The sequence below is a fragment of the Corynebacterium sp. MSK044 genome, from assembly GCF_030232825.1.
Taxonomy (GTDB): domain Bacteria; phylum Actinomycetota; class Actinomycetes; order Mycobacteriales; family Mycobacteriaceae; genus Corynebacterium.
Genome location: NZ_JASPJJ010000013.1, coordinates 1 through 18983 on the forward strand (window position 1 = coordinate 1; position 18983 = coordinate 18983).

The 18983-nt window shown below is 62.0% G+C and carries 14 protein-coding genes and 1 pseudogene; 8 read left to right on the top strand and 7 right to left on the bottom strand.

Annotated elements, in window-relative coordinates; all coding sequences use genetic code 11:
• The first annotated feature begins 150 nt into the window (after positions 1-150).
• The 6 genes from QP994_RS08140 to QP994_RS08165 all read left to right on the top strand — a co-directional run bounded on the left by QP994_RS08140 (position 151) and on the right by QP994_RS08165 (position 8660).
• Complete coding sequence (locus QP994_RS08140; RefSeq protein WP_284866105.1) at positions 151-1146, top strand: hypothetical protein; 996 nt, start codon at positions 151-153, stop codon at positions 1144-1146.
• Between the two features lie 194 nt (positions 1147-1340).
• The gene (locus tag QP994_RS08145) at positions 1341-2000 is read left to right on the top strand and encodes a hypothetical protein (RefSeq protein ID WP_284866107.1); all 660 of its coding nucleotides are present in this window, start codon (positions 1341-1343) and stop codon (positions 1998-2000) included.
• Between the two features lie 158 nt (positions 2001-2158).
• Positions 2159-3625 (top strand): DUF3375 domain-containing protein, encoded by a 1467-nt coding sequence (locus QP994_RS08150; RefSeq protein WP_284866109.1) that lies wholly within the window; start codon positions 2159-2161, stop codon positions 3623-3625.
• Positions 3622-4236 (top strand): DUF4194 domain-containing protein, encoded by a 615-nt coding sequence (locus tag QP994_RS08155; RefSeq protein ID WP_284866111.1) that lies wholly within the window; start codon positions 3622-3624, stop codon positions 4234-4236. The genes QP994_RS08150 and QP994_RS08155 overlap by 4 nt, the downstream gene beginning before the upstream one ends.
• Entirely contained in the window at positions 4233-7526 is a 3294-nt protein-coding gene (locus tag QP994_RS08160; protein ID WP_284866114.1) for an ATP-binding protein, read from the top strand. Before QP994_RS08155 ends, QP994_RS08160 begins: the two co-directional genes overlap by 4 nt.
• Positions 7527-7532: 6 nt before the next feature.
• A complete protein-coding gene (locus QP994_RS08165) occupies positions 7533-8660 on the top strand; it encodes a DUF3322 domain-containing protein (RefSeq protein ID WP_284866116.1) in 1128 nt (375 codons plus the stop codon).
• Here QP994_RS08165 and QP994_RS08170 read toward each other — a convergent pair.
• Genes QP994_RS08170 through QP994_RS08180 form a run of 3 tightly spaced genes read right to left on the bottom strand, consistent with a single transcriptional unit; the run spans position 8657 to position 11522 of the window.
• Positions 8657-9331 (bottom strand): RloB family protein, encoded by a 675-nt coding sequence (locus QP994_RS08170; RefSeq protein WP_284866118.1) that lies wholly within the window; start codon positions 9329-9331, stop codon positions 8657-8659. The two genes, QP994_RS08165 and QP994_RS08170, sit on opposite strands and share 4 nt — an antisense overlap.
• Before the next feature lie 13 nt (positions 9332-9344).
• Positions 9345-10745 carry an AAA family ATPase gene (locus QP994_RS08175; RefSeq protein WP_284855281.1) on the bottom strand — a complete coding sequence of 467 codons (1401 nt, stop codon included), beginning with the start codon at positions 10743-10745 and terminating at the stop codon, positions 9345-9347.
• A gap of 9 nt (positions 10746-10754) precedes the next feature.
• On the bottom strand, positions 10755-11522 hold the full coding sequence (locus tag QP994_RS08180) for a class I SAM-dependent methyltransferase (RefSeq protein ID WP_284866120.1): 768 nt from the start codon (positions 11520-11522) through the stop codon (positions 10755-10757).
• 36 nt (positions 11523-11558) lie between these two features.
• On the opposite strand from QP994_RS08180, the gene QP994_RS08185 reads away from it, so the two are divergent.
• A complete protein-coding gene (locus tag QP994_RS08185; RefSeq protein ID WP_284866122.1) occupies positions 11559-12623 on the top strand; it encodes a glycosyltransferase family 4 protein in 1065 nt (354 codons plus the stop codon).
• Between the two features lie 12 nt (positions 12624-12635).
• Here QP994_RS08185 and QP994_RS08190 read toward each other — a convergent pair whose 3' ends face one another.
• Both QP994_RS08190 and QP994_RS08195 read right to left on the bottom strand, forming a co-directional pair.
• Entirely contained in the window at positions 12636-14114 is a 1479-nt protein-coding gene (locus QP994_RS08190) for an MmpA family trehalose lipid delivery protein (protein ID WP_284866124.1), read from the bottom strand.
• On the bottom strand, positions 14098-14757 hold the full coding sequence (locus tag QP994_RS08195) for a porin PorA family protein (RefSeq protein WP_284866126.1): 660 nt from the start codon (positions 14755-14757) through the stop codon (positions 14098-14100). Before QP994_RS08195 ends, QP994_RS08190 begins: the two co-directional genes overlap by 17 nt.
• On the opposite strand from QP994_RS08195, the pseudogene QP994_RS08200 reads away from it, so the two are divergent.
• Positions 14756-15697: pseudogene (locus QP994_RS08200) on the top strand (acyltransferase family protein); the annotation flags it as partial. The gene QP994_RS08195 and the pseudogene QP994_RS08200 sit on opposite strands and share 2 nt — an antisense overlap.
• Positions 15698-15761: 64 nt before the next feature.
• Here the strand turns inward: QP994_RS08200 and QP994_RS08205 are convergent.
• Both QP994_RS08205 and QP994_RS08210 read right to left on the bottom strand, forming a co-directional pair.
• Positions 15762-18767 carry an alpha-(1->3)-arabinofuranosyltransferase domain-containing protein gene (locus QP994_RS08205; RefSeq protein WP_284866128.1) on the bottom strand — a complete coding sequence of 1002 codons (3006 nt, stop codon included), beginning with the start codon at positions 18765-18767 and terminating at the stop codon, positions 15762-15764.
• Positions 18751-18948 (bottom strand): DUF2613 domain-containing protein, encoded by a 198-nt coding sequence (locus tag QP994_RS08210; protein ID WP_034662727.1) that lies wholly within the window; start codon positions 18946-18948, stop codon positions 18751-18753. The genes QP994_RS08205 and QP994_RS08210 overlap by 17 nt, the downstream gene beginning before the upstream one ends.
• Positions 18949-18983: the final 35 nt, after the last annotated feature.

An 18983-nucleotide genomic window follows, 5' to 3' on the forward strand; every position in this document is an offset into this window, starting at 1 on the left:
ACCCCTTGCAGTACCGGGTACGTGGAACACCGGTACCAACTACGCGGACTCACGGTACCAACTACCCCGAATCGACACCACGGCGAGTCAATAGTAAAAAGCAGGATGCCATGCCTGACAGTGGTGGTTGGGAAACCATGGAGGTCAGTCATGAGCCGATTCCTTACCGTGATGGAGGGAAAGAATTGGTTGCTCGTTGGTCCCAAGATCATGCAGCAATCGACCCGTATCGTCACCCTGGGTACTGACCATATCGCCGAAATAGAGAGGAAGACCATGTCAAAGACTTTCAATGAGATGTTTATGGAGGCCACGTCCAAGGATCCACGGGCGAGGACTATTGAGTTTGAGGGGAAGACTCTGCATCTGGGCTTGCGGGTGTTTCCGGAGCCGGGGGTGGAAACCCTGATTGAGTGGGAGTTTGATTCCCCGCATCCTGTAGGTGAGGTTGCTATCCAGTTGAGTGCAATTCGGTGTAGTTTTCGGTTCACCGGTGTTGATAAAGCCGAGACTGTTATTGGGGTTCATGGGGAGGCTAACCGGGGGTGGATCATTGTTGACAAGCTTGGTGATGACCCGGTGGTGTTGGTGACAAACGCTTGGCTTGATCCTCGTCTTGGGGACCAGTTTGAGTTTAATTTTGGCGATCAGGCGATGCTTATTGATGAAACGCAGCCCGGCGCGTATGTGATCCGGGCAAATAATGCTGTAACGGATGATCGTATGGCGTTTAGTGATTTCACTGCGACGGTGAAGGTGACCACGCTTGGAGCCTCTGCGGGTTATGAGCCCGGGTATGGGGAGATTCACCCTGATTATCCGATTGAGAATTATCGTTATGTTGATACTGGTGGGCAGGCGTTGAGTGCCGAGGGGTATCAGGCGATGAGTTTTGATGCTGATGATTCTGCGGTGTCGACGGATGCTATTGCGATGGTTACGCACCGTTGGGATGATGTTGCCACTGTGCTCGGCCGTGGCAGGAACTTTGTGGATTTACGTTTGAATCTTGAAGATGAGTCGATGAGTGAGTTTGGTATTCGTGATGAAGCGAAGCTGTGGGGGCTTGCAGCGGTGCGTCTAAGTGATGGCACGATCTTGGAAGATGGCACCATCCGGTACCAAAATCCCGATCAACCATTTTAGCCTTGTAGCACTAGGGCCAGGTTAGACACTGCGAGACTGTTGTGGCTGTTTCCTTCCAGTTGCTAGAAAGTGTGTTCTATGAGTGAAAGCATTGCAACAGAAGTTGCCCGTTTGGTGGGGATTAAGTCCTGTGAAGATAGTGTTTTCTGAAGACCATGATCACCTGATTTTGAAAAAGGATGATGGTTACGACCTTGCCTGACATTATTGCGGTTGAGCCAACTGCAGAGAAGCTTTTGTTGCCTAGTGTGCCGCAGCGTTTGGCGCTGCCGCCTCGTTCTACTCCGGCGTTGGAGCGCTTCGGTGAACAAGTCCTTGGTGAGTACATCCCTAGTTTTGAGGTCATTGGGGATGGGATTATCGGGTTGACTGTCAACCACCCATACCCCAGTTCACTTGCAAAGAATCGGGATAAGATTGCCATTGAGAACCATGTGTGCCTTGCGGTGCCCAAATTTAGTTACGTTGTCACCCGTGGTACGGAACGTCCCACTCATCGCATTCGCACCTACGAAGATGATCTGCCGTATTATTCCCCGGAACTGGTTGATGAGAGGCTCGAGTTCATGACCAACATCACCATCCCTAAAGGGAGTGAGAGTTTTATTGTTGTTTCTCAACGCAACAGTGATGATGAGGAGGATGATTATGATGATCTGCGTACCAGTCATATCCGTGCGCGGTGGGAGGCTGAGAACCAGGACTGGGCTGTAGAATACCGCAATGCGGATACAGGTGAACAGTTCTTCACTTTCACTCCGTCGAGTGATGAAGTTGCACGTTTGATTAAAGGGTGGGTCGCCCACCAAAAGGATATCGCCAGCTTGACTACGTGGACACCACGCCAACGATAAACGCACTTGCACTGAACTGCTGTGAACTGCGCCCCATTAGTTGCCATTAGGGGGGGGAGCTTTGCCCGGTCGCGTGCCCTCAGCTCCCGGGAATTGTGAACATGGGGCCAGCGGGGCGTCGTTTAGCGGGGGCGGGGTCCTGCTCATAAGATCGACGTATGGCTCTTCAGGCCCGGGCGCTGACATTCAAGCGCCAGAAGGAACAGTCGGCGGCAGTGCGCCTCCTGCACGCTGACCATGCGCCTGTGGTCCTGGCCTTGATCGCTGATTACTTCCCGCGCGGCGCCGAGCCGAGGCCTGCCAGCGAAGTCTATGAGCGGATGGCCGCCGATTTTTCGCTGCTGCGCGACACCTTTGACCTGCCGAAGACCCCGCAGGCGTACTGCAATGATTGGGTGAAGGCGGGGTGGCTGGTCCGCAAATCGGGCACCCAGGTGACGGGGGAGACGCTGGAGCCGAGCGAGGACGGGCTGTTGGCGCTGCAGATGATGGACCGGGTTGGGGGTCCGTATTCGGCGGTGACGGCGAGTAGGGTGGCGTCGATAAGCAATGCTTTGCAGGACCTCGCGCGGGACACGGACCCGAATATTGCGACGCGTCTGGAACATCTGTATCGGCAGCGTGAGCGCGTGGATGAGCTGATCGCGAGCGTGGAGCGCGGCGAGTTTGAGCTGCCTTCGAATGCGAGCGTGCAGGAGCGGGTGGGCGATATTTTGGGCATGGCGTCGGCGATCCCGAGTGATTTTGCGCGTGTGCGGCACCAGTTGGAAGTGCTGAACCTGGATTTGCGCAGGCAGCTGCTGGATCCGGAGGGTAACCGGGGTGATGTGCTGGAGGAAATCTTCGCCGGTGTGGATGTGATTTCGGAATCAGATGCCGGGCGGAGCTTCAACGGATTTTACCGGCTGGTGGTGGACGCGGAGCATGGCGCGTGGGTGGAGTCCTGGATCGCGGAGATCTTGGAACGCGTTGATGGTGGTGTGCTGGACCAGGAGACGCGTTCGCAGTTGAGGAATCTTTTCCGCAACCTGGAAGACGCAGGTTATGAGGTTAATCGGATGATGACACGGCTGGCGCGGAACCTGCGCAACTACGTGTCGAGTGAGCAGTTCGCGGAGGACCGTCGGATGATCGAGCTGTTGCGAGACACGCGCAAGCTTGCGGCGGATGCGGCGGAGGCCGAAGAGCTTTCGCCGACGAAGCGGATGGATACACCGCTGCAGCGGATCGGCATGGCTGTGAATTCTGTCGCCCAGATCAAGTTGGCGGATCCGGGGGCGGAGGTGATCACGTCGGATGTGGAGCGCTTCGAGGCCACGGAGGGGGATGCCGAGGCGTTGCTTGAACTCGTGCGTGAATCGGAGATTGACCTTGAGGAGCTTGCCGGCGCCATCGCGGAGGCCGTCCACAAACAGGGCAAACCCTCTATCGCGGATGTGCTTAGACGCCACCCCGCGACGCAGGGCCTGGCATCGGTGGTGGGGACGGTGTACCTGGCCATGCAGTTTGGTGTTCAGTTGGATGGGCGTGAAACAGTGCGCTTTGAGGAAGATGATGGGTCTGTGCGCGTAGCGGCGATCCCGCTATGGACCTTCGATGCCACATCAGTAGAGGAGATGCGATGACGGAAGCATTGTGGAGCGGGGACACGGGAACGTTGTCCTATGAGTCGCGCCGGGCGTTGGTGGATTTGCTCAAAGGGCCGCTGATCAGTGCGGACCGGAAGAAGGACTCGTGGAACGCCATCTTGAGCGACAAGGAGGCGTTGCGCAGCTGGCTGCATGACGTGTTCCTAGAGTTGGTCATTGATGAAGAGGCTGGCATCGCGTTCACCCGGCACGTCCGCCCGGACAATGATGATGTGCACGTCCCGCCGGTGCTGCGCACGGATGCCCTGACGCACCTGCAAACAGCGATCCTTCTGCAGCTGCGCCATGAGCTGGGCATGAGTACGCCCGGTGAGCGCGTGGTGGTGGGTGAGGATGAGCTGTACACCGCGATTGGGTACGTCCGGGCGGTGGATAACCGCGATGAGGCTGGGTTTAAGCGCCGTTTTGATGCGGCGATCAACACGATCAAGAACAAGTACAGCCTGCTCACGGAGACAGAGACAGACGGCCGCTACGTGGTCTCACCGGTGCTACGCCATATTTTTGACGCGGACACTGTTTACGCGCTGCGCGAAGAGTACCTGCGCCTGGCTGAAGCAGAAGAGGCTGAGGGAGAAAATCAGTGACCGAGCAATTCAGGTTGGCCCGCGTACAGCTGGTGAACTGGGGGACGTTCCACGGGTACTTTGACATTCCCGTGGGCCAGAAAGGTTTCCTCATTACAGGTGCGTCGGGTTCGGGCAAGTCCACGCTTATCGACGCTTTCTCCACCATCCTCGTCCCCCAATCCAAAATCCGTTACAACGCTGCGGCGCAGCAGGATACGAACCGGGATAAGGGCCGCAGCCGCGTGTCCTATATACGTGGTGCCTGGCGCAGGAGCGAAGACCCGACCACGGGGGAGATCCGGAGCCAGTACCTGCGGGAAGGTGCTACCGCGACTGTGGTTGCGATGACGTATCGCAGCAAGAGCGAAACATACACGTTGGTGGCAATTTTCCGCCTGAATGCAGGACAGAACTCTGAAGCCCAGGTAAAAACGCTTTACGGGATTTTCCCAGACGAGGTGGACGTGGATACATTCATGCCACACCTGGTGAACTCGCTGGACAAGCGCAAACTGGAGCAACAGTTCAAAACACCAAGCAACGGTGTGACGTTCACGGACCAGTATTCGGTGTTTGCTAACCGTTTCCGCGCGCGCCTGGGCATTGACAGTGAGGACGCGCAGATGCTGCTACACCGGACTCAGTCAGCAAAGTCCTTGCGCAGCATGGACGAACTCTTCCGGGAGTACATGCTAGAAAAACCGTTAACGTTTGAGTTGGCAAAGGAAGCCGTGGCCACACACGGTGACTTGCGTTATGCCTACGAGCGTTTGGAGGACCTCAACCGCCAGATTGAGGCCCTAGCACCGCTGCCCGGTTTGCAGCATGCGCTCGAGGAGGCGCAGGCCCAGCGGGCGCATGCGGAGGAGTCGGCGGCGGCATTGCCTTCGGTGCGCAGAGCGATTGAGGCCGCTGAGCTGCGCGATGCCATCACGACGTATAACGCCCAACGCGAAGCCGTCAAGGTGCAAGAAAGCACCCTGAGCCAGCGCAAAGAGGCGCAGCAGGCCGCTGTGCAGCGCGCCTACGCGAAGCTTGGGGGCTATCAGGCTGAGAGCATCACGGTCTTAAGTGAGCGCATTGAACGTGAGCAGCGAGAGCTGGAGTCACGCACGGCGAAGGCCAAGCAGCTCGAGCAGATCCTGGGAGTGGACGAGCTGACCACGGAGCTGTTCGCGGAACTGAAGGCGCAGGCGCGCCGCGAGGTTGAGGAAGCGCCCGCAGAGCGCGCAGCATTGGACGCCGCGTGGTCTGACGCCCGCGCAGAGAAGCGGCAGCTTGAGCAGCAGGAACGCGCTATCGAGCAGGAGCTCGTGGGGCTCGGTAAGCGTGAGAACAACATCGACCAAGGCTTCATCGACCTGCGCGCGCAGATGTGCTACGACACGAACATCGATGTCCAAGAACTCCCGTTCGTGGGCGAGCTGATTGACGTGCTGGACAGCGAGGCCGAGTGGGAGCCGGTGATTCAACGCCTGCTGTCCAACTTTGCCATCACGCTGCTGGTTCCCGAGGAGCACGAGCGCGCGGTGAACAGCTGGGTCAACAGCCGAGCACTGGGCCGCAGGCTGGAGTACCGCACGGTGCCAGCAGGCGCGACACACCCGAGGCGGCCGAAGAACACCGCCAGCCTGTTCCATAAGATCCGGGTGGTCAAAGGCGCGATGCAGCCCTGGCTGGAACAAGTCCTGGCCAGCACCTTTGACTATGCGCTGGTGCGCACTGTTGAGGAGCTGGAGCAGCAAACCCAGCGCGCCGCAACCATCGACGGCCTGGAGCGCAACGCGCGCGACCACACCAAGTCCACGCGCTACGTCAAAGACGATCGCCGCCGGCTTGGTCAGCGCCGCGATTACCGTCTGGGTTCCTCCAACCACGCCAAGCTGGAATCACTGCGCACCGCTCTGAAGGAGGCACGCCAAGAAACAACAGCCGCCCACAACCGCGTCCAGGAACTGCAGCGCAAACGTGATAGCCTGCAGCACCGCTTGGAGCAGGTGAACCTGATTGCGGAGATGGAGTGGGAGGAGGTGGATAAGGGGGGCGTCGAGAAGCAATTGGTGCTTTTGCGTGAAGAGCTGGAGCTTTCCACGTCTTCGCCCGAGGCGCGGCAGTTGAGCGAAGCCTACGAGGACGCACGCGCCACCCTGCAGGCCACAGAGAAGGAGCTGCAGGAGGTGCAACGTCAGATCACTGTCGCCGAGACCAGCATTGAGGCTGCTCAGGCACGGCTTGCGGAGGTCGAGCTCACCGTCGAGGTCGATCCCGCGATCTTCGAGGAACTGGAAAGCAAGCTGCGCAGCCGCAAGCGCCGCCTCACGCGCGAGAACATCAATTCGCTTTCGGACGAAGTCCAGGCCGAACTCGACTCCACCCTCAAACGCGCTGCCCAAGCCATAACCAGCGCGAACACCAAGATTGGCAATATCTTGACCAGCTACCTCGCCGGGTGGCCCTCCGAATCCGCTGAACTGCGCGCCGAACCGGAGTTTGCGGGCGAGGCCATCAACCGCCTTGAAGCGCTACGTGCAGACCGCCTGCCGGAATTCCGCGGCCGCTTCCTCGAGCTGCTCAACGGTCAGTCCGTCATGCACTTGAGCCACATATCCACCCAGCTAGCGCGGGCGAAGGGCGATATTGAAACGAACCTTGGCCCGATCAACGCGTCCTTGAAACGGTCCCCGTACACCCCCGAAGGCGGCGGCCGCTACCTGCAAATCGAGGTCCGCGATAACCGTGGGCCGGAAGTCCGCGAATTCCAGCAAGACCTACGCGACGCAACCGCCGGCAGTCTGAGCGTCGCGGATGAAAGCGAAGCGATCGAGCGCTACCACCGGCTGGCAAAGATCATGGACCGGCTCGCCTCCTCTGAACGCGCGGATACCCGCTGGCGCAACCTGGTTCTGGATACCCGCCGTCACGTGAAATTCGTGGGCAATGAAATCGATGCGGATGGTGAGGTGTACAACACCCACGTCGACTCCGCTTCTCTGTCCGGTGGGCAGGCACAGAAGCTCGTGTTCTTCTGCCTCGCGGCGGCCCTGCGCTACCGCCTTGCCGGTGTTGACGCTGACTTTCCCACCTACGCCACCGTCGTCCTCGACGAGGCCTTTGACCGCGCTGACCCCACCTTCACCCGCACCGCGATGGACGTGTTCACCAGCTTCGGGTTCCACATGATCCTGGCCACACCGATGAAGCTGATCAAAACGCTTTCGCCCTACGTGGACGGGACCATCGTGGTCAACTACACCGAAACGCCACAGGCACGGTCCACCTTCGAGTTCATCGATACCCACGATGGGTAGTGCCTGATGCGTTTACCTGATCAGCTTCCGTTGAGCCTCAACATTGAGCGTGCGCTGTTGGGATCTGGCTTGCCCGGATCGATTCCCCTGCACCCGCCGACCGCCAAGAGTGTCCTGGCGGACCCTGCTTCCGCCACCTTGTTTGTCCGCGCCTGGCAAGCATACGAGCCTCAAGCCGAAGTGGAATGGGCCACCCGACGCTGGGCGCACCTGGGGCAGCAGCGCGTGCCGGTACGCGTGAATATTGGCAGTTGGGAGCGGGTAGCGGAACTCACCGGGCAGGCTGACACGTTGGCGTTGGCGCGTTCGCGCTTTGCCGCACTTGTGGCGCTGTTCCCGTATTCGCCGGGCTTGCCTGGTTTTCGGGGGGCCGCCGCACGCACCCACACCGCCTGGCTGCCCATGGATGATGCGGACTTCAACCGCCTGCTTAGTGTCCTGACCTGGCTCTACACCCACCCCGCCTCTGGCCTTCGCCCGCGCGCCGTGCCCGTCGAAGGCGTGGACACCAAATGGATCGACCGCCACCAGGGACTCCTCTTGCGCCTGCTCAAGCCACTCGGCTACGCCAGTTTGGGGCTCTCGCTGACTGACGCCACCCTCCGCCTCCGCTTCCTCGACCCCGCCCTCGCCCCCACCCCCGATCTCCTGGATATTGCCGTGCCGGTTAATGCTTTGCGGCTTCCTCAGGGTCTGACAGTTGTGATCGTGGAAAACAAGGAGACTTTCCTCGCACTGCCGCAGGCTCCTGATGGGTCCCACGCCGTCCTTGTTTTCGGGGCTGGCTACAACGGTACGCAGCTGGCGGAGCTTGACTGGATCCGCGCCGCCAACGTCCTGTACTGGGGTGATGCGGATTCGGACGGCTACGCCATCCTCAACGCGCTACGTAGCCATATGCCGGAGCCGGGGGCTGTGAGGAGTGTGGGGATGGATAGTGCGACCGTCGAGAGGTTTTTGCACCTGTCAGTGGAAGATCCTGGCGACCCCACCCGCCACCTGCCGCACCTCACCGAGGAGGAGGAATGCGCCCGTCGTCTCCTGGTCACCCGCGGCAACCGTCGGCTGGAGCAGGAGCGAGTGGCGCTGGACTGGGTCCTCGCCCAAGATGCCTTCGCCGCGATTTGGGGCTAGTGGGGGCGGGCGCGGGCGTCGTTAAGCGAATGCACCAAGCGTTCGACGAGAAAGTGAACCGTCGTCGAAGCAGTCCCCCGCCCAACGGTGGCATCGAGCTCGGCCAAACTGACAAATTCTTCCGGTACACGCGATCGAGCGCGAGAGATCGCAGTTTTAATGTCGGTCTCAGAGAAAGACATTGGCACGTTCTTTCTGTACCCCGGCAGATAGCGCTCTAACCGGTGAAGTACCTCGGATTTCGTGCCTACGCCACGGCCGTCCTCAAAGTGGAGGAGAAGCCAATACTCGAACTGTGGAATGCAGAGCCCAACTCCTCTATCCCCTTTTTCGCTCCGCTCCCGCGACCACCGGAATACCTCTTCGAGTTGGGCATCCGCCCAGTCGTCAGCGTCGAGTACCACCCACATCTGATCCCCACTTCGTAGCTCTCCGCCACGCTTCAATTCCTCGATGAGCGCGTCAGCTGCGCGAGCTAATGCAGGTGGATCATTGGGTTTACCGGGATTGACCATCACTTTGACTGAAGGTTCATGGAAGTAATCCATGTCGAAGTAGCGTTTCTCCGTTTCCCCTTCGACCACAATGCCAAACAACGAACGGATTTGCCGGGTGCCAGACGAATGAGTTTTCCGCCCGAGCTTGTCACGGCGCCGCTGTCTACCGGACACGCTCCTTTTCCGGCTAACCATGTGCAAACTCCAGCGGATCCAGCGCGGGAACTCCTCCGAAACGCCCCTGTAAGTAGCTCTTGCGGAGGTCGGCGTCTTTGCGGGCCCCCTCGTAGTCAGAAAGCGCCGTTGCAGAAGTTTGGCCGCGGTGATCTTTTTCGATCAGCCAGATCTCGTCGCGGCGGAGTATCTGCGGATCCATAAGTAGCAGATCGTGTGTGGTGAAAATCAACTGTGCTCTGCTATCTGGCTCGCATGTGTTGAGGAACCCGCGGATGAGTGCGCGGGATAGTTCGGTGTGAAAACTACGGTCAATCTCATCAATCATGAGAACTCCGCGCGCACCCTTTGCTGCTAAGACGGAAACCAATTCCAGCAAGCGGGCTGCCGCTTTCGTCCCGTCGGATTCATCTGACCATTTCAGACGCACAGGCGTGTTTGTGCCGTTGTCGTGCTCCAGTGTCATCCGGTGCACCACCAAATTGTCCCCTTTTAGTGCTACCCGGAATCGGCCGTGTTCGTTTTCCGCCTCGATGGGCGCTGGGTAGCGTTCGAGTGCTTGCCGGTACTCACGCAAGTACTCAGGGCTCACGCCCATTGCGGAAGGTTCCACTTCCTCGGCATGGACACCGGCAATGCCAGCGTCGATGTGCGTGATGGTTTTCTGCCAGTCTCCAACACCGAACTGTCCCGTTGTCACATCCACCGCGCCTGCAGGTACTACCAGCACTGCCTTTAGGAATTCGCTCACTGCCAGCAGAGGTTCGAGCATTTGCTTATCGACGTCCCCACCAAAATTCACCTCCGCCACATACGACGCTAGTGGCACCTTCTTTGGTACGGCTTCAAGCAATGTCCGTACTTTCTCCGCGCCGGAGTCCTCTTGGTCGAGATACGGAAACGAAAACGTGTCGCCTTCCCGGGCAAACACTTCTTGATCCACGCGAGAAAGCAGCTTGGTCAGGTATTCTTCGACGACAGAATGCGCGTTGAAGCAGAGCACGTACTCATACATCATCCCGTTCCACTCAAACAGCAATTCAAACGAGGTTGGTTGCTTCGAAGCGGAGTGCTCCAAGGCGAAGGGATCGTAGGGCATCGGCTCGTTTGGGCGGGGAGGGTTAGAGACTAAATCTTTCAGCGTTTGCATCGCTTTGAGGAAATTTGACTTCCCCGCAGCGTTCGCGCCAAAGAGACCAGCAATAGGGTTGAGGGTTTTCTGGTACCGCTTCGAGAGCACCGGGTTTCGTTCCCGTAAGTGCTGTTCACGGGTGGCAACCATGTTCAGTGAGGCGGGCTGATAAATGGAGCGGAAGTTAGCAACGGTGAAGTCTAAGAGCATGAAATCATAATAAATACTTTCGGTGAAGATGCAATAGTTCTGCGTCTTCTTGTTTATATGAGAATCGTGCATGCAGCCGGGTCAGGCGGCTGGCGGGCGGAGGACGAGCACCAGGTTCGACACCGCGAACTCACGCAGGACGGGAACGTGGGTGACCCACCACGCCCAGCGCGGGTGATAGCGGGGGAAAGCGGCGACGAGTTCGGCGCGGCCGGTGGCGTCCATATGGCGGGCCCAGGACAAACCCTCGCTGGCGGAGACGGCAAAAAGGGAGGTGCCCCACACATTCTTGGGGGGATGGCCGTGCTTCTTCTCGTAGTGGCGGCGAGCAAAGTCACCGCCCACGTAGTGCTGCCACAGGCCGGTTTCGTGGCCGCCGAAGGGGCCGAGCCAGACGGTGTAGCTGAGGATAGTCAGTCCGCCCGGTTTGGTCACGCGGAGCATTTCTTCCCCCATGGCCTGCCAGTTGGGGATGTGTTCGGCGACGTTGGAGGAGTACACCACGTCGAAGGAGTGGTCCCGGAAAGGCAGCGCGGTGCCGTCACCGCGTACGGCGCCGTAGCCGGTCAGGCCGGCGGCGGACATCTCCGACACGTTGGGTTCCAGGCCGATGTACCAGGTGTCCGCAAACGCATCGGCGAAGTAGCCGGGGCCGCCGCCCACGTCCAAGACGGAACGGGTGGGGAGAGGGTGGGGGGTGTCGGCCAGGAGGGCGTCGATAAGCATGCGCGTGTCTTGGGCGAGAGCACCGTAGAACTTCGCGGGTGCGCTTTGCTCGTGGCGGAAGGAGGCGAGCAGGCGCAGGGAACGCCGCAGGGTGGCAAAACGGCGGGTCCGTGGCAGGGGCATTGGGTGGAGTATACGCGGTGCTACCATCGACAGGCGATGAAGATTCTCCTCCTCTGCTGGCGTGACACCACCCACCCGCAGGGCGGCGGCAGTGAGCGCTACTTGGAGCGAGTGGGCGCGCACCTGGCCGCGCGGGGGCATGAGGTGATTTATCGCAGCGCAGCGCACACCGACGTCCCGCGACGTGCCGTGCGTGATGGCATCCGATTTGAGCGTGCCGGTGGCAAATACACCGTCTACCTGCGCGCACTGTTTGCCGTGTGGCGGCATCGGCCCGATGTGGTGGTGGATACGCAAAACGGGATTCCGTTCTTTGCGCGGCTGTTTACGCGCGCGCCGGTGGTGCTGCTCACACACCATTGCCATAAGGAGCAATGGCCGGTGGCGGGGCCGATCATTGGGCGGTTCGGCTGGTTCCTGGAATCGCGCGTTGCGCCGCGCGTGTACCGTGGCGCGCCGTACGTGACGGTGTCGCAGGCCTCCAAGGCTGACCTGGTGGCGCTCGGTGTGCGGGCCCGTGACATCAGCATCATTGAAAACGGGGTCGATCCGGTGCCCATGCGCTTGCCAATGTTGCTGCCGAGTGGCCAGACCCACATAGTCACCCTCTCCCGCCTCGTCCCGCACAAACGCATTGAGCAGGCCATTGATGCGGTGCGGGACCTGCCGGGGGTGGTGCTGGACATCATTGGTTCCGGCTGGTGGGAGGACCAACTGCGTGCCTACGCTGCCGACCTGGGGGAGCGGGTGGTGTTCCACGGGCACGTCGGCGATGACCTGAAGCACGCCCTCCTTGCCCGCGCCTCGCTGCACCTCATGCCGTCTGCCAAGGAGGGGTGGGGCATCGCGGTGGTGGAAGCCGCCCAGCATGGGGTGCCCACCGTGGGCTACCGGTCAGCGGGTGGTCTCAGGGATTCCATCATTGATGGCGAGACGGGCGTGCTGGTTGACAGCGAAGCTGAGTTCACGGAGGCGGTGCGGGAGCTCATCGCTCAGCCGGAGTCTCTGGCGCGTCTGGGTGATCGCGCTCGCGCCTGGTCAGGCCGCTTTTCATGGGCGGAGACGGGGCGGAAATTCGCGGAGCTGATCGAGGGGCTCTAGGGACTTTGGGCTTTAGGGCTTGCGGCGGTCCAGCAGCGCCAGCAGCGGCACCGCGAACCACAGGCTGAGTAGCGCCAATCCGCTCAGGGGCAGAGGGCGGGCCGGGATGCCGGTGTCCTCGACGATGTACCCGCCACGCCCATCCGGCCGCGCGACCAGGCCCACCTGCGGGTCGGAGAAGTACCACTGGGCTTTTTCCGGGGCTTCAGGGGAGAGCATGCCGTTGTTGAACAACACGTCCGCCACCTGCCAGCGCGGCGGCGGCCCATCCACTTCCACCCCGTCCACGGTGAGCACCCCGGATTCCACCACGTTCATGGCCTTGGTGGCGGGATCCACCACGGGCACGCCATCGGTGCGGGTGAGCAGGGTGGGTCTGTCGGGGAAGAAGACATCGCGGCCCTCGTGCGCGATGGCAGGCACGGTGACCTCCACCGGTGCGAGCACCGCCAGCGCCCGGGGCGCGTCCGGGACTTGGAGGAGCGCCAGGCCAAGTGCGGCGCCAGCCAGGTCATTGCGGGACAGGCGTGCGGCGGCGAGAACATACGCCGGCACCGCCAAGGCCAGGAACTTCTGTGCATCCCGCACGAGCCCACCACCGGGGACGTGGCTGACAATCAAGGCCTGCACGCCTGGAAGCAACCAGGACACCAGCGGCACAGCGAAGCCGATACCGGCGAGGATCAGCATCGAGCGAGGCACTCGACGCAGCGCGAGAGCCAACACTAGGAACAACACGATCCCAGCGAGAGCGAAACCAGCCGAGCGGGAGGCCGGCACCGCATCGGCGTTCCAGATCCCGCCCAGGCCGAGGAGGGCGCCGAGCGTGCCGGTATAGGTTTCCGCACGCGGGGCGAAAGCAGCAGCAGACGAAGCGGAGGCAGCGCCGTCCACGACCTGCAGCACCGTCGCCCCCACCCACGGCAGACACGCCAACGCGGCGGTCCCCACGGCGAGCTTTGAGCGCCGCACCAGCAGCGCCGTGGCCAGCGCAAACAGCCCACCGGTGGGGGTCAGTGAACATCCCCAGATGGCCAAAAGACGCCCGGGACCACGGCAGAACGCCACCGCGGGTAAGAGCCACGCCACCATGGCCAGGGACCACTGGCCCTGCAGGAGGCGTTCCACCACGAAGGGGTTCCACACCGCCACCGTCATGGCAGCGGCGCGGGTCCAGGGGGATGAGCCCAAGCGTGAACCCACCCACGCCGCCGCCCCCGCAGCAGCCGTGACCGCGATGGCCACGAAGAACGTCGCCGGCAGAACCATCCCCACCACCGCCAACACGGCATCCTGTGGGACATTACGGGCAGCCAAGTCCCCGAAACCCAGGGATGCGTGGGTGAGGTACGGGTGGGGCAGCACCATCATGTCGCGGGCAGCTAGAGCCGCGCCGGGTCGCGCGAAGACCAACCAGAATGGCCAGGTGAGTGCCCCAACGAGGAAGGTCCCCCAGGCAACTGTGAGGGAACGACTAAACCCGCCGGACAAGAATGATCAACCCCATGACGGCAGCCAGAACAGCAAACACTCGTCCCGCGAGGGCGAGGAATTGCAACCACCACAGAATGCGGACGCGGGAAGAGGCCTCACGGACCAATTCATCTTGGGTACTCGCAGCAAGGGTGACTTCCCCGTCAGCGGTCGTGCGCGTAGCGGCCACGACACCGCCGGTGCGGCGCTCCACATCAAAAGTGCGGGTTACTCGATCAGGAGAGTCAGAAGAGCCTGGAGAGTCAGGAGAGTCAGCCGAGCCAAACTCGCCTGAGAACCGCAGCGCACGCAGCCCATTCACTTCCACGGGCCCAACGTAATCAAGGGGGGCGGTGGTGGCGGTGGAGACGTCGTAAAACGCAAAACTACGGTGCTCCGGCTCCCACGGGAAGAAAAACACGAGGCCTTGCGGTGTTTCCATGGAGAAGCGGGAGATTTCCATCTGCTCATCGCCCACCGTCACCATGGCATCTTTCTTAGGGCCGGTGACGTTGAACACCTCGCGGGTGCCGTCGCTCCATTCCACAACATGTTCACCGTTGGCCAGCGGTTTCATGGAGCTGATTACCGGGGGTGCCACAAAGTTGCCCAGCGCCACGCTGATCACAAATACAGCCAGGCACCACCACAGTCGCTTCATGGGTCTCCTTTACACTTGGAGTATCTCGAACCCTAGCACGCGCCTACCGGAGCTCGAGGGCCTGCGGGCGGTCGCGGCCCTCGGGATCGTCATCACGCATGTTTCCTTCCAGACGGCGCTCGGTGCCGCGATTTGGGAACGCTTCGATTACTTCGTCGCGGTCTTCTTCGCGCTGTCCGCATTCTTGCTCGCGCGCGGCACGCATGGGCGGGGCTACTATCGACGGCGCCTGGCCCGCATCGCCCCTGGTTACCTCGCGTGCGTGAGCGTGGTCATGGTGGCGTTGCCCGCGCTGAGCGGCATCACGCGCTCCCAAGTATTAGCCAACCTTTTCCTCGTGCAGGTCTACGTCCCAGACGGCCTCGTCGCGGGGCTGACCCACATGTGGTCGCTGTGCATCGAGGTCGCGTTTTACCTCATCCTCCCCGCGTATCTCGCCCTGCGCACGCGAGGCCGCATCGTTGCTCTCGTCGTTGCGGTTGTGTGCAGTGTGCTGTGGCCTTGGCTTATCGACGCCCCCTTTCCCCTCAACCTCCAAACCACCCCACCCTCCTACATCCCCTGGTTCGCGGTGGGTTTGGTGTGCGCGGAGGTGGAGCGCTACCGCCTTGTCCGGCCTGTGAGGAACCTGCGGTGGCGGTGGATCGGGCCCGTGCTTGGCTTGGCCGTGGCATGGCTGGCTAGCCGCGAGTGGGTGGGCCCGCGCGGGTTGGTGCATCCGAGTCCGGCGGAGTTCAACGCGCGCATTCTTCTGGGTGCGGTGTTTGCCGCCTGCTTCCTGGTGCCGTTTGCGCTGTGGCCGGTGAAGACGGGGCAGCGGACTGTCCTGTCGGGTGCGATGGCAACCGCACTCGGAAGGTGGTCTTATGGCATTTTCCTGTGGCACGTGGCGGTGTTGGACATTGCTTTTCCGGTGCTAGGCATCCAAATGTTCAGTGGGCGGCCCATGGACTTTGTTCTTGTGCTCATTTTCACCGTGGCCGTGTCTGTGGCGGTGGCCTACGTCAGCTACGAGCTGGTGGAAAAGCCCGCTTCCCGCTGGATCCGGCAAGGCTGGCCAACACCACGCACCCAGCCAAAGCAATCGCGAGGGAATCCCCCGCATAATTCCCAGCCGGCCACGGTGCCCGGGCGAGCCATAGCCCCATAACCACCGCCGCACCCCCGCCAAGGAGCCGGGTGGGGATGAGAGTGAACCGCTTGATGGCCATCCCCGCTGCCCAAGCCACCATGCCGAGGGCACCCGCGCACACACCCGCGGCCACGAGGGTGGTGGCGGTGGTGAGGTAGGGGGCCTCCACGGGTGCGGCTTCGGTTGCTTGGGGGTGGCGCCGCGAAATAAAAATGCAGAAGACTAGCGTGAGTGCGCTGAGTGCGCCACCGCCGAGCAAGCTGGCGCGGTAAAAACTTGAACCCGCGAAGCTCATGGTAAATTCGCCGGCCACACCTGCCGGGACGATGAAGCCCTGCATGCCGGAATCCACCTTCACGGGTTCCAGCGGGGTGTCGCCGATCGTGCCACGCAAGCCCTCGTTGAACGCGCGGGTGGTCAGGATGATCTGCTCCTCATCGCTGGCATTGACGGTGCCGGTGAAAGGCGCCCACGTGTCGGCTGGGACGGGTGCGCGGGTCAGCGTGACTGTCTCCGCATCACTGACCAACTCGTGGCGGCCGGAGGGAAGGGTGAGGGGGCCGGGGGGATGGGGGGTGCCGTCGATAAGCGAGTGCGCACTGAGTTCCCACTGGGAGTCCGTGGCTGTGGTGAAGGCGCGCTGGAGCACATCCGTTTCGGGGAGAAGTCGCTGGAAGAAGTACGTGTCGCCGGTGCCGGGGACCTCGACGATGCGGCGGACCGGTGCGTCGAGGCTCAATCCCACAGGGTCGTGTGGGAAGAGGGTGGCAGGGCCGGTGACGGTGACCGGTTCATTTGCGGTGAGGGACAGCTCTTCCTCGCCGTCGGGGCTGGTGACGGTGAGCTGCGTGTCCTCGGTGGCGGTGATGGTGATGGGACCTGGTGCGGCGACTTCTAACCACGGGGCCGCATCGCCCGGCGCGGGGTGCCAGAACGTGTCCTCCAGGCCGTCGACTGAGGCGGTAAGGGATTGCGATGGGATGGCGCCGCCGAAGCTACCCGCATCCGCCGCGGAACTGGACGCGCTGACGGTTCCGCCCGTTTCCCGCACGCCTACGCGCTGGCCGGCGGAGGGGTAATCCACCTGCTTGTTGCGCACATTGCCGCCCTCGCGCGGGCTGGCGGGATCCGGCGGGAGGTGGGCGGAGACCGGGCCGCGCAACGTGCCGTAATTGCGCTTCACCAGGGCGGGGGTGTCGGTGATGATGTCCGCTTCGTTGTGGTCGGTGAGCAAGCGCGGCTGGTAGCCGAACTCCCTGTCCAGCAGGGGCAGAACCTCCCCGCCACCGTTGACGGTAGTGAGGGTGCTCGTGGGGGCGATCATCATTCCGCGGGAGGGGTCGAGGACGTGGATGTCAATGTCCCCGAAACTCACCGTCGGTTCCCCGAAAGCGTCGGTGGGTTCTGTGGGGGCCTGTTCTGGGTCGAGGTCCTTGCGCACCACCACCGCGCCCACCCCGATGGCGCGCAGGGCCTCCGGCGACAAGGCCGTGACCTGCCCGTCCAGGCCACGGATGGCCTCCGGGTCTACGAGGGGCACGGCGTCACGCACCGCGAAGGGGACGTGGGTGAGCGCCTGAATCGGCTCATCGCGTGTCCACCCCCAGGTCTGCCGGGCGAAGGAAGCCTCCGGCACGACGAGCGTCCGCGTCCCAGCCATGTTGTTGTCTAGGTACTTTGCCGCTGCCAGCCAATCCGGGGAGACCTCTTTCCACGTCCCAGTAGGCGCCAAGCGCAGGGACCACGCCGGGGCCACCGCGATGACCGCTGCCAATCCCACCGCCACCGCTTGTGGCAGTTTCACGCGGGTAAGCACCGCCGCCACACCGATGACCAGTGGCAGGCGCACCAACGGGTCGAGCTTGTGCAGGTTACGGAAGGGTGCGCCAGGTCCGTCCAAGAAGCTGAGCCAGGCCTGCTCGAAGGGGCCATGCGCCGCACCCATGAGCGCCACACCGAGGCACAGCAACACCACGAAGTAGCCGCGCCAAGGGGAGTGCCACGCGACCAGTCCGACGATCCCGACTGCCGCGACAGCCATGGTCGCCAACACAAAGACAGGTTCCGCGACGAGGAGGTGACCGGCGGTACGTTCCGTATCCACGAAGGGTGCCCACGAGGTTGTGCCCCGGAAGATCTCTGCCAGGTTGAGCCACCGAGTGGTCACGTAGGAGGACTCGATGAAATCCGTAAACGGCGCCGAATACTTCCCCAGCACCAGCAGTGGGCCGATCCACCAGGCACTCACCGCAGCGGCACCAACGAGCCACCCGCCCAGGTGCTTCCACGCCCCACGCCACAGCAGAAGCACGAAGGCGGACAGGCACGCCATCATCGTCGCGGTGGCGTTCACAGCGCCCATCAGAGCGATGGGCACGACCGACGCGGCAACATCACGCCAGGTCAAACGTGTTGCGCCGAGGAGCGGCAGCAGAGTCCACGGCACCAAAGCAACAGGCCAGGCTTCCGAAGAAATCGCGGTCAGCGTGGTGAGCACTCGCGGGCTCAACGCGTACAGCAGCCCCGCTGCCCAGGCCGGCCACGGAGTGAAGCCGAGCTTGCGCGCCACTAGGTATGTGCCGGAGAAACCCACCCCCATGACCACGGTCCACCACAGTCGCTGCGCCACCCAATCCGGCAGCGGGTCCGTCAGCAGGAAGAACAGGCCGTGGGGGAACAGGTACCCGTAGGCCTGGTTCTGAATCTGCCCCAAGGTGAACGTATCGGTGTACGCGTGCCCCGCCGCAGCCAGGAAGCCCGCCGGATTCACCAGCAGATCAAACTTGGTGTCCGCTGCTGTGCGGCCAGGGGCCTGCAGGAACGCCAGCAGCCCAAGTATCAGCCACGTATATACATGCGCGCTACTGGCGCGAGCCATACTCCGGGCCACCAAGAACCGCCTGGTCAGCGGGCACAGCATTGCCGGTGGGCACACGGTTCTGCCCGGAGAAACCCGCGATGCCCACGACCGCCACGATGCCCAGCACCACGCCCGTTACGGCGCTGGCAAGAACGGGGCCGAGCGTGCGGCGCGGCCACGATGCGGTGCGGTTTGTCATGCTCACAGACCATACCAGCCACGGGGAGTTAGGAT